This window comes from Streptomyces lancefieldiae (assembly GCF_031845825.1).
Taxonomy (GTDB): Bacteria; Actinomycetota; Actinomycetes; order Streptomycetales; family Streptomycetaceae; genus Streptomyces; species Streptomyces lancefieldiae.
This window is the reverse complement of the sequence record NZ_JAVRFH010000029.1, coordinates 56,497-70,429: the sequence shown is the minus strand read 5'-3', so window position 1 is coordinate 70,429 and position 13,933 is coordinate 56,497. Positions and strand designations below refer to the sequence as shown.

14 protein-coding genes are annotated in these 13,933 nt (G+C 72.0%); 1 reads left to right on the top strand and 13 read right to left on the bottom strand.

Features of this window, described 5'->3' with window-relative positions:
* Positions 1 to 217 precede the first annotated feature (217 nt).
* The 11 genes from RM812_RS25515 to RM812_RS25465 form a co-directional block, all read right to left on the bottom strand.
* Complete coding sequence (locus tag RM812_RS25515) at positions 218 to 892, bottom strand: TetR/AcrR family transcriptional regulator (RefSeq protein ID WP_311576316.1); 675 nt, start codon at positions 890 to 892, stop codon at positions 218 to 220.
* Between the two features lie 29 nt (positions 893 to 921).
* Positions 922 to 2,226, bottom strand: a complete 1,305-nt coding sequence (locus RM812_RS25510; RefSeq protein ID WP_311576312.1) for a dicarboxylate/amino acid:cation symporter — start codon at positions 2,224 to 2,226, stop codon at positions 922 to 924.
* Between the two features lie 72 nt (positions 2,227 to 2,298).
* The gene (locus RM812_RS25505; RefSeq protein WP_311576309.1) at positions 2,299 to 2,400 is read right to left on the bottom strand and encodes a putative leader peptide; all 102 of its coding nucleotides are present in this window, start codon (positions 2,398 to 2,400) and stop codon (positions 2,299 to 2,301) included.
* 140 nt (positions 2,401 to 2,540) lie between these two features.
* Entirely contained in the window at positions 2,541 to 2,843 is a 303-nt protein-coding gene (locus tag RM812_RS25500) for a DUF4229 domain-containing protein (protein WP_311576306.1), read from the bottom strand.
* 100 nt (positions 2,844 to 2,943) lie between these two features.
* A complete protein-coding gene (locus RM812_RS25495; RefSeq protein ID WP_311576303.1) occupies positions 2,944 to 3,468 on the bottom strand; it encodes a GNAT family N-acetyltransferase in 525 nt (174 codons plus the stop codon).
* 42 nt (positions 3,469 to 3,510) lie between these two features.
* A complete protein-coding gene (locus RM812_RS25490; protein WP_311576300.1) occupies positions 3,511 to 4,161 on the bottom strand; it encodes a UdgX family uracil-DNA binding protein in 651 nt (216 codons plus the stop codon).
* A 393-nt stretch (positions 4,162 to 4,554) separates the two neighbouring features.
* Positions 4,555 to 5,718 (bottom strand): aminofutalosine synthase MqnE, encoded by a 1,164-nt coding sequence (gene mqnE, locus RM812_RS25485; protein WP_311576297.1) that lies wholly within the window; start codon positions 5,716 to 5,718, stop codon positions 4,555 to 4,557.
* A gap of 45 nt (positions 5,719 to 5,763) precedes the next feature.
* The gene (locus RM812_RS25480; protein ID WP_311576294.1) at positions 5,764 to 6,222 is read right to left on the bottom strand and encodes an Lrp/AsnC family transcriptional regulator; all 459 of its coding nucleotides are present in this window, start codon (positions 6,220 to 6,222) and stop codon (positions 5,764 to 5,766) included.
* Between the two features lie 80 nt (positions 6,223 to 6,302).
* The gene (locus tag RM812_RS25475) at positions 6,303 to 6,995 is read right to left on the bottom strand and encodes a UbiX family flavin prenyltransferase (RefSeq protein WP_311576290.1); all 693 of its coding nucleotides are present in this window, start codon (positions 6,993 to 6,995) and stop codon (positions 6,303 to 6,305) included.
* 77 nt (positions 6,996 to 7,072) lie between these two features.
* A complete protein-coding gene (gene mqnP / locus RM812_RS25470) occupies positions 7,073 to 7,978 on the bottom strand; it encodes a menaquinone biosynthesis prenyltransferase MqnP (protein WP_311576286.1) in 906 nt (301 codons plus the stop codon).
* The gene (locus RM812_RS25465) at positions 7,975 to 9,432 is read right to left on the bottom strand and encodes a menaquinone biosynthesis decarboxylase (RefSeq protein WP_311576283.1); all 1,458 of its coding nucleotides are present in this window, start codon (positions 9,430 to 9,432) and stop codon (positions 7,975 to 7,977) included. Before RM812_RS25465 ends, mqnP begins: the two co-directional genes overlap by 4 nt.
* An 88-nt stretch (positions 9,433 to 9,520) precedes the next feature.
* Between RM812_RS25465 and RM812_RS25460 the strand changes: the two genes are divergently transcribed.
* Entirely contained in the window at positions 9,521 to 9,904 is a 384-nt protein-coding gene (locus RM812_RS25460) for a PLD nuclease N-terminal domain-containing protein (RefSeq protein ID WP_311576280.1), read from the top strand.
* Positions 9,905 to 9,916: 12 nt separating this feature from the next.
* Here RM812_RS25460 and RM812_RS25455 read toward each other — a convergent pair whose 3' ends face one another.
* Positions 9,917 to 11,818, bottom strand: a complete 1,902-nt coding sequence (locus RM812_RS25455) for a protein kinase domain-containing protein (RefSeq protein WP_311576277.1) — start codon at positions 11,816 to 11,818, stop codon at positions 9,917 to 9,919.
* 183 nt (positions 11,819 to 12,001) lie between these two features.
* Positions 12,002 to 13,819 (bottom strand): protein kinase domain-containing protein, encoded by a 1,818-nt coding sequence (locus RM812_RS25450; RefSeq protein ID WP_311576274.1) that lies wholly within the window; start codon positions 13,817 to 13,819, stop codon positions 12,002 to 12,004.
* Between the last annotated feature and the right edge of the window lie 114 nt (positions 13,820 to 13,933).

Sequence of the window (13,933 nt, the reverse complement as noted above, 5' to 3'; positions counted from 1 at the left end):
CGAGGCGTTCATCGCCGTCCCCCGGACGTGGGGTTACCGGCGGTCAGTCTCGGGATCGTACGGGGCGCTCGTGGGGAGTTGGTGCGGGTTCGGGGATGGTCCCGCGCCGGGGGTGTGCAGTCCCGGGGGTTACCTGCGGGTAGGTTACGTTCCTTCCGGTATGACCGTGACGCCCCGACCGCCCACTGATCGGGCGGAGACCGGGGAGACCGGAGCCCTACCCTGCCTGAGCCACCGGTTCCGTCTCGGGCTCCCGGGGCGGGGACCAGGGGCGCCCCGTCATCAGGTCGCCCAGGCCCGCCCAGGCGAAGTTCATCAGGGTCGCCGCCGCCTGCTTCGCGGTGACGCCCTCGGTGGTGCCCGCCCAGTCGGCGAGCGACTCCGCGGCGCCGACCAGCGCCTCGGCCAGCCCGGCGGCCTCGCCCTCGGACAGGTGCGGGTCCCGGTGCACGTCCCGCGCCGCCGCGGTGATCAGCTGCGTCACGAACGCGACGATCTCCTCGCGCATCGCCGTGACCTCGGCCGCGAACCGCTCGCCGTGGGTGCGGGCCTGGAGGTGCAGCACCGCCCAGGCGTCCGCGTTGCGGGCGGTGTGGGTGAAGAAGGCCCGCAGCCCGGTCCAGAGTTGGCCGTCGGCGGAGAGATCCGGACGCACGCCGGCCCGGACGGCCTCGGTGAGGGCCCGGGCCTCGCGGCGGATGCAGGCGGTGAAGAGGTCTTCCTTCGAGTTCAGGTAGAGGTACACCAGCGGCTTGGAGACACCCGCCAGTTCGGCGATCTCGTCCATCGACGCCGCCGTGTACCCGCGCTGCCCGAAGATCCGCACGGCGGCGTCCAGCATCTGCTGCTCACGGACCGCACGCGGCATCCGCCTGGCCTTGACTGCACCCATGCGGATCAGCGTACGGCCCGTACGAACCGTCAGGCGGCGACCGGCACCGACTCCCGCTGCGGCTCCGGCTCGTCGATCGGGGAGCTGTGGGCCTCGTCGTACGCCTTGCGGTCGAGCAGTCCCTCGCGGGCCGAGACGATGACCGGGACCAGGGCCTGGCCTGCCACGTTGGTGGCCGTGCGCATCATGTCCAGGATCGGGTCGATCGCGAGGAGCAGGCCGACGCCCTCCATGGGCAGGCCCAGGGTGGACAGCGTGAGGGTCAGCATGACCGTGGCACCGGTGAGGCCGGCCGTGGCGGCGGAGCCGACCACCGAGACGAAGGCGATGAGCAGGTAGTCGCCGACGCCGAGCTGGATGTCGAAGATCTGCGCGACGAAGATCGCGGCGATCGCCGGGTAGATCGCGGCGCAGCCGTCCATCTTGGTCGTCGCGCCGAACGGCACGGCGAAGGACGCGTACTCCTTCGGCACACCGAGGCGCTCGGTGACCTTCTGGGTCAGCGGCATGGTGCCGACGGAGGAGCGGGAGACGAAGGCCAGCTGGATCGCGGGCCAGGCGCCCTTGAAGAACTGCAGCGGGCTGACCTTGGCGACGGTGGCGAGCAGCGTCGGGTAGACCACGAACATCACGATCGCGCAGCCGACGTAGATGTCGGCGGTGAAGGTCGCGTACTTGCCGATCAGGTCCCAGCCGTAGGTGGCGATGGCGTTGCCGATGAGGCCGACGGTGCCGAGCGGGGCCAGGCGGATGACCCACCACAGGGCCTTCTGGAGGAGTTCGAGGATCGACTCGCTCAGGTTGAGGATCGGCTGGGCCTTCTCACCGAGCTGGAGCGCGGCGATACCGGCGACGGCGGCCATGAAGACGATCTGCAGGACGTTCAGCTCGGTGAACGGCGTGATGACGTCGGTCGGCACGATGCCGGTCAGGAAGTCGATCCAGGAACCGGTGTGCTCGGGCTTGGCGCCGTCGGCCGGCGTGAGGCCGGTGCCGGAGCCGGGGTTGGTGACCAGGCCGATGACGAGGCCGATGGCCACCGCGATGAGCGAGGTGATCATGAACCAGAGGAGGGTGCGGGACGCCAGGCGTGCCGCGTTGTTGACCTTCCGCAGATTGGTGATCGAGACCAGGATCGCGAAGAAGACGAGCGGTGCGACGGCCAGCTTCAGCAGGCCGATGAAGGTGTCACCGACCTTCTCCAGGGTGGTGACCAGCCAGGAGACGTCCTGGCTGCGGGCCAGCCAGCCCAGCAGGACGCCGAGGACGAGACCGGCGAGTATCTGGGCCCAGAAGGGCACCTTGAAGGACTTCGTCGAGGAAGACACGGACATGCTCCGTAGGGGGACGGGACGCGGGGACGGACGCGCTGGGCTGACGTGGAGAACGACGGATGAGGAAGAACGTCAGGGGCGACAGGTCGCGGACGCGCACCGACAGAGGTCCACGTGCAGGCGCGCCACGAGCCCGAGGCTCGGCGGTGTGGGGTGCGCGACTGCTGGCTTCATGCGTATGACTTTAACACTTACGCTTTGGGGGTCTCAAAGCCTCACTTTGAGAGGTACGGGTGCACCACTGCCCGCAAAACGTAAAGCGCCCCGGTTTCCCGTGATTCGGGAAGCCGGGGCGCACGCGTGTGTGGCGGACGTTACCGGGTCTGGCCCTGGGCGGCCCGGGCCGCGTCGTCGGCGAGGTCCTCCTGGCCGCGGTTGGCCTCGAGGTTGGCCTTCATGCGGTCCACGCGGTGCACGACCTGCACCGAGGCCCGGTCCCGCTCCTTGCGCAGCATCACGAAGCTGATGGGGGCCGAGATCAGCAGGGAGAGCAGCAGGATCCACATGCCGTTGGAGTCGCCGAGGCCACGCGGGAACACGCCGGCGTAGACGAGCCCCCAGACGGCCACGAGGCAGCCCACGAAGATCCCGAGGCGCATCAGCGTGTAGCGGAGCATCTCAATCCACTCTTCCGTTTCTGGCACAAAGAGGCACTGTCCAGTGAAACATGCCGGGGTCTCGTCCCCGCAAGGGGGGTCCGGGCCGGGCGGGCCGGGCTCAGCCGAGCGGCAGCAGCATCACGATGTCGTCGCGGTCGTCGCCCGGCGCCACGCGGATCGCGCCGGGTACCCGGCCGACCTCCTTGTAGCCGCAGGACTCGTAGAACCGCTCCAGGCCGAGGCCGCCCCGGCAGGTCAGCCGTATCGCCTCGATGCCGTCGATGGTGCGGGCCGCGTCCGCGGCGGCGGCCATCAGGTCGCGGCCGTATCCCCGGCCCTGGTGGCGCGGGTGGACCATCACCGTGTAGAGCCACAGCCAGTGGGCCATCAGCCGGTGCGTGTTGCGGGTGAGGAACGCGGCGGCGGCCACGCGCCCCTCCTCGTCGTGGCCGACCAGGAGGCGGGTACGGCCCTCGACCATGGCGACCATGTGCTTGACCAGCTCGGGGCGGACGGTCTCGTGCGTCACCGGCGGGACGAAGCCCACGGCACCGCCGGCGTTGCTGACGTCGGCCCACAGGTCGAGCACGCCGTCGCGCAGGTCGGGAGTGGGGGTGGGATCCAGCGTGAAAGTAAGGGACACGGGAGCATGGTAACCATTACCCGGGGCCATGACGCCAGTGCATTACGCCAGGGCCCGCGCCGCCACCCGCAGGTCCGAGAGCAGCCCCCGGTACGCCGAGTCCCGGTCCTCCGCCCGCAGGACCGCCGACGGGTGCACCGTCGGCACCAGCCGTTCCGGGCGCCCGTGGATCTCCTCCTCCAGCACCGTGCCGCGCACCTGCGTGACCCGGAACGAGGAGCCGAGCAGCGCCTTGCCGGCCGTGGCGCCGAGCACCACGATCAGCTCGGGTTCCACCAGGGCCAGCTCGGCTGCGAGCCACGGGCCGCAGGCGGTCATCTCGCGCAGGGTGGGCGCCTTGTGGATCCGCCGCTTGCGGGGCTCGGCCTGCGTGAACTTGAAGTGCTTGACGGCGTTGGTCACATACGCCTCGCCGGGGTCGATGCCGGCCTCCGCGAGGGCGCGGTCCAGCAGCCGGCCGGCCGGTCCGACGAAGGGCTCGCCCTGCCGGTCCTCCTGGTCGCCGGGCTGCTCGCCGACGAGCATGACGCGGGCGGTCGCCTTGCCGGCGCCGAAGACGGTCTGGGTGGCGTCCCTGTGCAGGGGGCAGCCGCGGCAGCCCGCGGCGGCTGCGCGGAGGGCGGGGAGGCCGCCGCGGCGGGGGACGAAGGGCTCCGCGGTGTAGGCGTCTTCGGGCGCACGGGTGCCGGGCATGCGGGTCGGGTACCCGCCGTGGGGGTGAGGACCCCTGCCGGGTGCGGGCGATCTGTGGCTGGGCGCGCGCACGCGACGGAGTCGCACATCGACACCGTCCCGCGTGCCTGGGTCGGACGGTTCCGGCACCCTTCAGGAGGCTCGGATGCATGCCCTCAGGGGCGCGGGGAACTGCGCGACCGGCCCCCACCGGCCCGGTGAGGACCCCTGCCGGGTGCGGGCGATCTGTGGCTGGGCGCGCGCACGCGGCGGAGTCGCACATCGACACCGTCCCGCGCCCCGGGGGCGGGACGGTCCCGGCGCCCCTCAGGAGGCGCGGGTGCGTGCCCTGAGGGGCGCGGGGAACAGCGCGACCGGCCCCCACCGGCCCACGGCCGGAGAACTACCGGGACGTCAGACCCGCATCGGCTGCGGCTCGTCCCGGCGCGCCGGGTCGGGGCCCTCGTACTCCCGGATGATCTCGTACCGCGTGTTGCGCTCGACCGGGCGGAAGCCCGCGTCACGGATGAGGTCGAGGAGGTCCTCGCGGGTGAGCTTGTTCGGCGTGCCGTAGTTGTCGGCGTCGTGCGTGATCTTGTACTCGACGACCGAGCCGTCCATGTCGTCGGCGCCGTGCTGGAGGGCCAGCTGGGCCGTCTGGACGCCGTGCATGACCCAGAAGACCTTGACGTGCGGGACGTTGTCGAACAGCAGCCGGGAGACCGCGAAGGTCTTCAGCGCCTCGGCCCCGGTCGCCATCTGCGTCCGCGCCTGGAGCCGGTTGCGGATCTTGCCGTCCTTCATGTCCACGAAGTCGTGCTGGTAGCGCAGCGGGATGAAGACCTGGAAGCCGCCGGTCTCGTCCTGGAGCTCACGCAGGCGCAGCACGTGGTCCACGCGGTGGCGGGGCTCCTCGATGTGGCCGTAGAGCATGGTGCACGGGGTCTTGAGCCCCTTCTCGTGCGCCAGGCGGTGGATGCGCGACCAGTCCTCCCAGTGGGTGCGGTGGTCGACGATGTGCTGCCGCACCTCCCAGTCGAAGATCTCGGCGCCGCCGCCGGTGAGGGACTCCAGACCGGCGTCGATCAGCTCGTCGAGGATGTCGGAGGCGGACATCCCGGAGATGGTCTCGAAGTGGTGGATCTCGGTGGCCGTGAACGCTTTGAGCGACACGTCCGGCAGCGCGGCCTTCAGTTCCCGGAGCGAGCGCGGGTAGTAGCGCCACGGCAGGTTCGGGTGCAGGCCGTTGACGATGTGCAGCTCGGTGAGGTTCTCGCCCTCCATCGCCTTGGCGAGCTTGACCGCCTCCTCGATGCGCATCGTGTACGCGTCCTTCTCCCCCGGCTTGCGCTGGAAGGAGCAGTACGCGCAGGAGGCGGTGCACACGTTGGTCATGTTGAGGTGGCGGTTGACGTTGAAGTGGACGACGTCGCCGTTCTTCCGCGTCCGCACCTCGTGGGCGAGGCCGCCGAGCCAGGCCAGATCGTCCGACTCGTACAGCGCGATGCCGTCCTCGCGGGTCAGCCGCTCCCCGGAGCGGACCTTCTGCTCCAGCTCCCGCTTGAGCCCGGCGTCCATGCGATACCTCTTTCTGAGACAGACTCCGTCAACCGTACGCCCCGCCTACCGGACCTCTTCCGGCAGCTCGCCCACCCGGTTCTCCCACTTGGTGGAGAGCACGATGGTGGTACGGGTCCGGGAGACGCCCTTGGTGCCGGAGAGCCGGCGGATGATGCTCTCCAGGCCGTCCACGTCGGCCGCGCGCACCTTGAGCATGTAGGAGTCGTCGCCGGCGATGAACCAGCAGTCCTCGATCTCCCGCAGGTCCCGCAGCCGCTGTGCGACGTCCTCGTGGTCGGCGGCGTCGGAGAGCGAGACGCCGATCAGGGCGGTGACGCCGAGGCCGAGCGAGGCGGCGTCCACGGTGGCCCGGTAACCGGTGATGACGCCGGCCGCCTCCAGCCGGTTGATGCGGTCGGTGACGCTGGGTCCCGACAGCCCGACGAGGCGCCCCAGCTCCGCGTAGGAGGCCCGGCCGTTCTCCCTCAGGGCCTGGATGAGCTGCCTGTCCACCGCGTCCATGCGATCGAAGCCTTCCACTGAAGAGGTCAGAAGATGTGGGTAACCGAAACGTGTGGGGGGAGGTGCTGCTCGGACCGTGCTCAGGTGGCGGGGCGCGCCCCGCCGAGGTCGCCGCTCCAGCGGCGGTAGAGGTCGTGCTCGACGCCCGCCGCGTCGAGGACGCGTCCGGCGACGAAGTCCACCAGGTCCTGGATGTGTGTCGCTCCCGCGTAGAAGGCGGGCGAGGCGGGCACCACGGCCGCGCCCGCGTCGTCCAGGGTCACCAGGTGCCGCAGGGTCCGGCCGTCCAGCGGGGTCTCCCGTACGGCCACGACCAGCTTGCGGCGCTCCTTCAGGGTGACGCTCGCCGCCCGCTGCAACAGGTCCTTCGACAGGCCGAGCGCGACCCCCGCCACGCACGCCGTCGACGCGGGCACGATCAGCATGCCCTTGGCGGGGTACGACCCCGAGGACGGCCCGGCGGCGAGGTCGCCCGCGCTCCAGTGCCGTACCCGGTCGTCGCCGAGGTCGGTGTCGAGGTCGACGTCGAAGGTGTCGGGTTTGCCGTCGGCTCCGCGGGCCAGCCATGCGCGCAGGTCGTGCTGCCAGTGGGCGTCCCGGAAGGAGATGCCGGTCTCGTCGAGCAGGGTGAGCCGCGAGGCCCGGCTGACCACCAGGTCGACGCGCTCGCCGGCGGCGAGCAGCGCGCGTAGGACCGCGGCGGCGTACGGGGTGCCGGACGCTCCGGATACCCCCACGATCCAAGGCCTGCGCTGCGCTTCTCCTGGGTTCACATCTTGAGCCTACCGGCGCACGGGGCAGACCTCAGGACCGGTCCACCGCCTCGCCCCCGATGGGGGCCGCACCGCACTCAGACGGTCAGACCCCGCACCAGCAGATCCAGCAGCGCGCACACGAACAGGGCGATGCCGATGAAGCCGTTGACGCTGAAGAACGCCCGGTTCAGGCGGGACAGGTCGTTCGGCCGCACGATGGTGTGCTCGTAGCCGAACGCGGCCGCGACGATCAGCAGGCCGAGCCAGAAGAAGGCGCCGGCGTGGGTGGCGACGGCGTACCAGGCGAACAGGGCCGTGGTGACCGTGTGGCAGGCGCGGGCGCCCCAGATCGCCGCGGGGATGCCGAAGCGGGCCGGGACCGACTTCACGCCGACCTTCCGGTCGGTCTCGACGTCCTGGCAGGCGTAGATCAGGTCGAAGCCGCCGATCCAGATGCCGACCGCGAGGCCGAGGATGACGGCCTCCCAGGACCAGCTGCCGCTGATGGCCAGCCAGCCGCCGACCGGGCCCATGGCCTGGGCGAGGCCGAGGATGGCCTGCGGGAAGTTCGTGAACCGCTTGCCGTACGGGTAGACCACCATCGGGATCACCGCGACGGGGGCGAGGGCGAGGCAGAGCGGGTTGAGCAGGGCGGCGGCGCCCAGGAAGACGACGAGGGCGACGAGCGCGCCGGTCCAGGCGTGCCGGACCGACATCGCGCCGGTGACCAGTTCGCGGTGCGCGGTGCGCGGGTTACGGGCGTCGATCTCGCGGTCGATGATCCGGTTGACGGCCATCGCGAAGGTGCGCAGGCCCACCATGGCGACGGTGACCAGGAGCAGCCGGCCCCAGTGGATGTTCTCGTCCCACTCGTACATCGCGGTGAGGGAGGCGATGTAGGCGAAGGGCAGCGCGAAGACCGAGTGCTCGATCATCACCAGGCGCAGGAACGCCTTGGTGCGCCCCGGCTGCTGCGGTAGCGCGGCGGAAGCCGACGTCACAGTCCGTACTCCTTCCAGCGGCGGTCGACCTTCGCCGCCGTGTCCGGGTCGGACAGCACCATCTCCGGCCAGCCTCCGTCCCGGGTGTACCCCTCCTCGGGCAGCTTCCGCGTCGCGTCGATGCCCGCCTTGCCGCCCCAGAACTGCTGGTAGGAGGCGTGGTCGAGATGGTCGACGGGGCCTTCCACGACGGTCAGGTCACGGGCGTAGTCGGTGTTGCCGAGCGCGCGCCAGGCGACCTCGTGCAGGTCGTGGACGTCGCAGTCGGAGTCGACGACCACGATCAGCTTGGTCAGGGACATCATGTGCGCGCCCCAGATGGCGTGCATCACCTTCTGGGCGTGTTTGGGGTACTTCTTGTCGATCGACACGATCGCACAGTTGTGGAAGCCGCCCGCCTCGGGGAGGTGGTAGTCCACGATGTCCGGGACGATGATCTTCAGGAGGGGGAGGAAGAAACGCTCCGTCGCACGGGCGAGCGGGCCGTCCTCCGTCGGCGGGCGGCCGACCACGATCGACTGGAACAGCGGGCGCTTCCGCATGGTCAGGCAGTCGATCGTCAGGGCGGGGAAGGGCTCCTGCGGCGTGTAGAAGCCGGTGTGGTCGCCGAACGGGCCCTCGGGCAGCATCTCGCCGGGCTCCAGCCAGCCCTCGATGACCACCTCGGCATGTGCCGGGACCTGGAGCGGGACCGTCTTGCAGTCGACCATCTCGATCCGCTTGCCCTGGAGGAACCCGGCGAACAGGTACTCGTCGATGTCGCCGGGCAGGGGCGCGGTGGAGGCGTACGTCACGGCCGGCGGGCAGCCGAAGGCGATCGCGACCGGCAGGCGCTCGCCGCGCCGGGCGGCCACCTGGTAGTGGTTGCGGCTGTCCTTGTGGATCTGCCAGTGCATGCCGATGGTGCGCTTGTCGTGGCGCTGGAGCCGGTACAGGCCCAGGTTGCGGATGCCCGTCTCCGGGTCCTTGGTGTGGGTGAGGCCCAGGTTGAAGAAGGAGCCGCCGTCGTCGGGCCAGGTGAAGAGCGCCGGGAGGCGGTCGAGGTCCACGTCGTCGCCGTGCAGGACGACCTCCTGGACGGGGGCGCTGTCGCCCTTCACCTTCCTCGGCGGTACGTGCGTCATGGCGCCGAGCTTCCCGAAGGCCTCGCGCATGCCGACGAAGCCCTGCGGCAGCTCGGGGCGGAGCAAGCCGCCGATCTTGTCCGAGATGTCGCCGTACGACTTCAGGCCGAGGGCCTTGAGCAGGCGGCGGTCGGTGCCGAAGACGTTCATCGCGAGGGGCATGTCGGAGCCCTTCACGTTCTCGAAGAGCAGGGCGGGCCCGCCGGCCTTGTTCACCCGGTCGACGATCTCCCCGACCTCCAGGTGCGGATCCACCTCGGCCTTGATGCGCTTGAGGTCGCCCTCGCGCTCCAGTGCCCTGAGCAGCGAGCGAAGATCGTCGTAAGCCATGCGGTCCAGTATCCCCGAGCGGCTACCCTGGCCCTGTACCTGGGGGCCGTGACGCGTCCCCGCCCTTCGCTTGAGCTGGAGAGGCCCCATGCTCCGGGTGCTGATGTTCCTCGTGCCACTGGCGTTGAGCGTCTACGCGTTCATCGACTGCATCAGCACGAAGGACCAGGACATCCGCCACATGCCCAAGCCGCTGTGGGCGATCCTCGTGCTGCTGTTCCCGCTGGCCGGGTCGATCTCCTGGATCATCGCCGGCAAGAAGCGGCAGCCGGCCGGCGCGTCGCCCCGGCCGGGCGGCGGCGGACGCCGTCAGTGGGTCGCGCCGGACGACAACCCCGAGTTCCTGAAGTCGCTGGGCGACCGGCCCGGTGACGCGGGCGAGGACCGGGGCGAGGACGGCTCGCGGGACACCGGCCGGAGCGGCCCCGAGGACGACGAGGACCGCAGGGGCGGCAGGCGGGACGAGGGCTGACGCTCCTCTCCGTCAGATCCTGGTCCAGCGCTGGGACGCGGAGCCGGTGCACGTCGTGGTCGTCAGGCCGATCATGGAAGCCCGCCGGTTGAGGTCGAGGCAGCCACCCGTGGTGAGGTTACGGAGCGAGCCGTTCGCCCCTTCCCGCCACTCTCCCCCGGCCTGGCCGCAGGCCGCCCTGACGAGCCAGGCGTTCGCGCTCCTGGCGTGGACGCACTGGGCCGTTCCCACGTTGAGGAGCCTGAAGGCCCCGTCCGAGGTGCTCTGGAAGCGGAAGACGGCGATGTCGCCCGAGCAGTCGCCGTCGTCGATGGGGGTGCCGACGTACATGCACTTTCCGCTCGATCCGTTCTTCAGCATGAAGCTGCCCGACGCGGCCCCGCCCTCCGAGCCGTCGCCGGTGGGCCCACTCGCCCCGGACCCGCTTCCGGAGCCGGAGGACCCACCCGAGCCGGAGGACCCACCCGAGCCGGACGATCCTCCCGAATCGGGTGCCCCTCCGGCACCGGAGGACCCTCCCGAATCCGGGGAGCCGCCGGAGCCCGAGCCGTCGCCGGACGCCCGGGCCCCGGCGGCAGCGGCGTCCCCGTCCCCGCCGGGCGCGGTGCCGTTCCCGTCCTGCCCGTCGTCCTTCTCCTCTTCCTCGCTCTTGTCCTGCTTGTCCTTCTTGCCGTCCTCAGGACCGCCGGAGGCGGCGGAGGCGCTCGGGCCGGGGGAGCCGGTGCCGGAGCCCGCGGGGCCCGAAGTGGCGGGGCCGGCGGCCGCGGGCGGCGCGCCCGCGTCCCGGCCCTTGTCCGAGTCGCTCATCGCGTACGGCAGCAGCGTGACGCCGAGCGTCGCCCCCGTCACGACGACCGGGACCACGAACGCCAGTACCTTCGTACGGCCACGCCGCTCACGCTTCTCCGGCTGTCCGCCCTGGACCACGGGGACGGACGGCGGGGAAGGTGTGCCCTCCGGCAGCTCGGGCAGTTGCCCGGAGTCCGGGACCGTCGAGGCGAAGGCCGCCCGCTCGGCCAGCGGACCGCTCACCGCCGCGGGCCACAGGGGCGGATCGAACGGCCCGTGCCGCTCCGCGATCTCCACCAGCTCGGCCGCCGTGGGCCGGCCCTCGTGGTCCTTGTCCAGGCAGGCCGCCACGACGTCGGCGAGCTCGGCGTCCAGCTCACGCAGCGGCTGGAGGTCGGGTTCCTCGTGCACGATGCGGTACAGCACGGCGTGCCCGGACTCGTCGCCGAAGGGCGGCCGGCCACAGGCCGCGTACGCGATCACCGAGCCCAGGGCGAAGACGTCGACGACACCGCTCGACGCCCGCTTCCCGGAGGCCTGTTCGGGCGACATGTAGGCGGGTGTGCCCACCACCATGCCGGTCCTGGTCAGCTGACTCTGGTCGGCCGCCCGGGCGACGCCGAAGTCGATGAGGGTGAGGCCGTCGAGGGTCAGCATGGCGTTGGACGGTTTGAGGTCGCGGTGGACCATGTCCAGCGCGTGCACCGACGCCAGGGCGGTGGCGGCCTCGCGCAGGATGAGCCACAGCGCGTCGGCGGGCAGGGGCCCGTGCAGGCCGACGGCCTCGCGCAGGGTGATGCCGGGGACGTAGGCGGTGGCGAACCACGGCGGCCGGGCGTCCCGGTCCCCCGTGAGCAGTGGCGCGGTGGCGTCGGCGGGCAGCCGGGAGAGATTGTCCAGCTCGTGCCCGAAGCGGCGCAGGAAGTCCTTGTCCTCGCCGGCGACCGACGGCAGCACCTGCTTGACGGCCGCGTACCGGCCTTCGTGGACACCGAGATAGACGCGGCCCATGCCGCCGGCCCCGAGCCGGCCCAGCAGCGGGATCGGTCCGATCCGGCGCGGGTCGTCGTCCTGCAACGGCTCGGCGCCACTGCCCGTGAGACCGAATCCGGCTTCCCCGCTCAACTCTCTCCCCGTTCACCGGCTGCCGCGAACTCCTGGGTGGGCTCTCACGGCCACCCCCAGGAAGCTACATCTTTAGCACGCGCACCCCAAGAGCGGCTCTCGGAAGATCAGTTGAGCGGGTCAGCTGAGTAACCGTCAGCCGGATCGGGGCAGTACCCGTCAGCCGGATCGGGGCGGCGGCCGTCAGCCGGATCCGGTCAGTGCCCTGATCCCGGCCGGGTCCAGCGCCCGGTCGAACGCCCGTACGTCCCGGATGGCGCCGGGGAAGAAGTCGCGGGGCTGTCCGTCGTAGGACGCCCGGCCGATCACGAAGGGGCCGGTGGCGGGGAGCGGGTCGGTGTCCTCGACGACCGCCTCCTCGACCCCGTTGACGTACAGCCGCAGCCTGCGGGCCGGGCCGTCGCAGACGCCGGCGAGGTGGGTCCAGACGTGCGCGGCGGGCGCGGTGCGGCCGACGGCGCGCAGGCCGGGGCGGGAGAAGGCCCAGCCGTTGTCCTCGCTGGAGTACTGGAGGTAGAAGCCGCTGGCGGTGCCGCTGTCCTGGCTGACGGCGGTGGCGAAGGTGCCCGGCACGGCGGAGAGACGGACCCAGGCGGCGACCGTGAAGCTCCGCCCGGCGCCGGTCTTCAGCACCGGGCCCTCGGTCACCATCTGGCTGCCGGTCCCGTCGAAGGCGGCCCCTGCGCCGCCGGGCTGCCAGGCGACGCCGGTCGCGGTGGCGTCGTGCCCGCCGGCGGTGTCCCGCGCGATCGTCCCCGAGGCCTCGTCCAGGGCCCAGCGCCCGACGGGTTCCGGGGGGAGGGGGGTGGCGGCGGAGGGTGACGGCGAGGGCGTGGGAGAGGCCCCGACGTCGTCCGGGGCGGGCGACCGGTTGAGCCAGAACCCCGTGCCGACGCCGAGCGCGGCGATCGCGCCCGCACCGGAGAGCAGGAAGGCCCGCCGGCCGCGGCCACCACCACGCTCGCCCGGTGCGGTCGGGCGTGTGTCCGGTGGGCGGGGCGCCGGGCGGGCGGTGTCCACCCGGGTGGCCGGATACGCGGGGGGCGGGGCGACCAACGTGGGCACCGCGTCCGTACGGACCGGGGTGACGGCCGGGCCGACGGCCGGGGTGACCGCCGTGGGCGCCGCATCGGTACGGGCCGGGCCGACGGCCGGCGCCCACTGGCCGGCGTGCGGCGCGGCCGTCGTGCTCTCGCCGCCCAGCGGGCCGATCCGGGCGAGTATCGCGCGCGGGGTGGGACGGCGGGCCGGGTCCTTGGCCAGGCAGTCGCCGATCAGGGCGCGCAGGGCCGGGTCGGTGACGGCGTCGACGTCGGGGGCGTTGTGCACGACGCGGTAGAGGAGCGCGGGGGTCGGTCCGCCGCCGAAGGGGTTGGCGCCGGTCGCCGCGAAGGCCAGCACCGCGCCCAGGCAGAACACGTCGCTCGCCCAGCCGACCTCGTCCCCGTTGACCTGCTCGGGGGACATGAATCCCGGGGAGCCCGCCATGTGCCCGGTCGTGGTGACCGAGTCGGCGTCGACGCTGCGGACGATCCCGAAGTCGATGACGCGCGGTCCGTCCTCGGCGAGCAGCACGTTGGACGGCTTGAGGTCCCGGTGGACGAGGTTCGCGGCGTGGATCGACACCAGCGCCTCGGCCAGCCCGGCCGCCAGCGCGAGCACCGCCCCCGGCTCGAACGGCCCCCGCTCGGCGACCGCCCGGTCCAGCGACGGCCCGGCGATGTAGCTGGTGACCAGCCAGGGCAGGGGCGCGTCCGGGTCGGCGTCGACGACGGGAGCGGTGAAGGCGCCGCTGACCATCCGGGCCGCCTGGACCTCGCGGCGGAAGCGGTCGCGGAACTCCGGCCTGCGCACCAGCTCGGCGTGCACCACCTTGACCGCGACGAGCCGTCCGCCCGGGGAGCGGCCGAGGAAGACCCGGCCCATGCCGCCCACGCCCAGCCGGCCCAGCAACCGGTACTCCCCGACGGAGCGCGGGTCGTCCGGCTCCAGCGCTGACACAGATGCCTCCCGGCGTGCGATCTCTCCCCGTCCTCCGCCCGGTCCCTCCCCGTACGGGCAGGCCCAGCATAGGGGCAGTCGCATCCGGTCCCCCGGGGTCCCGTACGCGCTACG

Coding starts and splice junctions, on each gene's coding strand:
- RM812_RS25490 (WP_311576300.1), bottom strand. CDS start 4,161: ATGCCCGGCACCCGTGCGCCCGAAGACGCCTACACCGCGGAGCCCTTC.
- mqnE (WP_311576297.1), bottom strand. CDS start 5,718: ATGGACGCCGGGCTCAAGCGGGAGCTGGAGCAGAAGGTCCGCTCCGGG.
- RM812_RS25465 (WP_311576283.1), bottom strand. CDS start 9,432: ATGGCTTACGACGATCTTCGCTCGCTGCTCAGGGCACTGGAGCGCGAG.
- RM812_RS25515 (WP_311576316.1), bottom strand. CDS start 892: ATGGGTGCAGTCAAGGCCAGGCGGATGCCGCGTGCGGTCCGTGAGCAG.
- RM812_RS25460 (WP_311576280.1), top strand. CDS start 9,521: ATGCTCCGGGTGCTGATGTTCCTCGTGCCACTGGCGTTGAGCGTCTAC.
- RM812_RS25510 (WP_311576312.1), bottom strand. CDS start 2,226: ATGTCCGTGTCTTCCTCGACGAAGTCCTTCAAGGTGCCCTTCTGGGCC.
- RM812_RS25500 (WP_311576306.1), bottom strand. CDS start 2,843: ATGCTCCGCTACACGCTGATGCGCCTCGGGATCTTCGTGGGCTGCCTC.
- RM812_RS25505 (WP_311576309.1), bottom strand. CDS start 2,400: ATGAAGCCAGCAGTCGCGCACCCCACACCGCCGAGCCTCGGGCTCGTG.
- RM812_RS25480 (WP_311576294.1), bottom strand. CDS start 6,222: ATGGACGCGGTGGACAGGCAGCTCATCCAGGCCCTGAGGGAGAACGGC.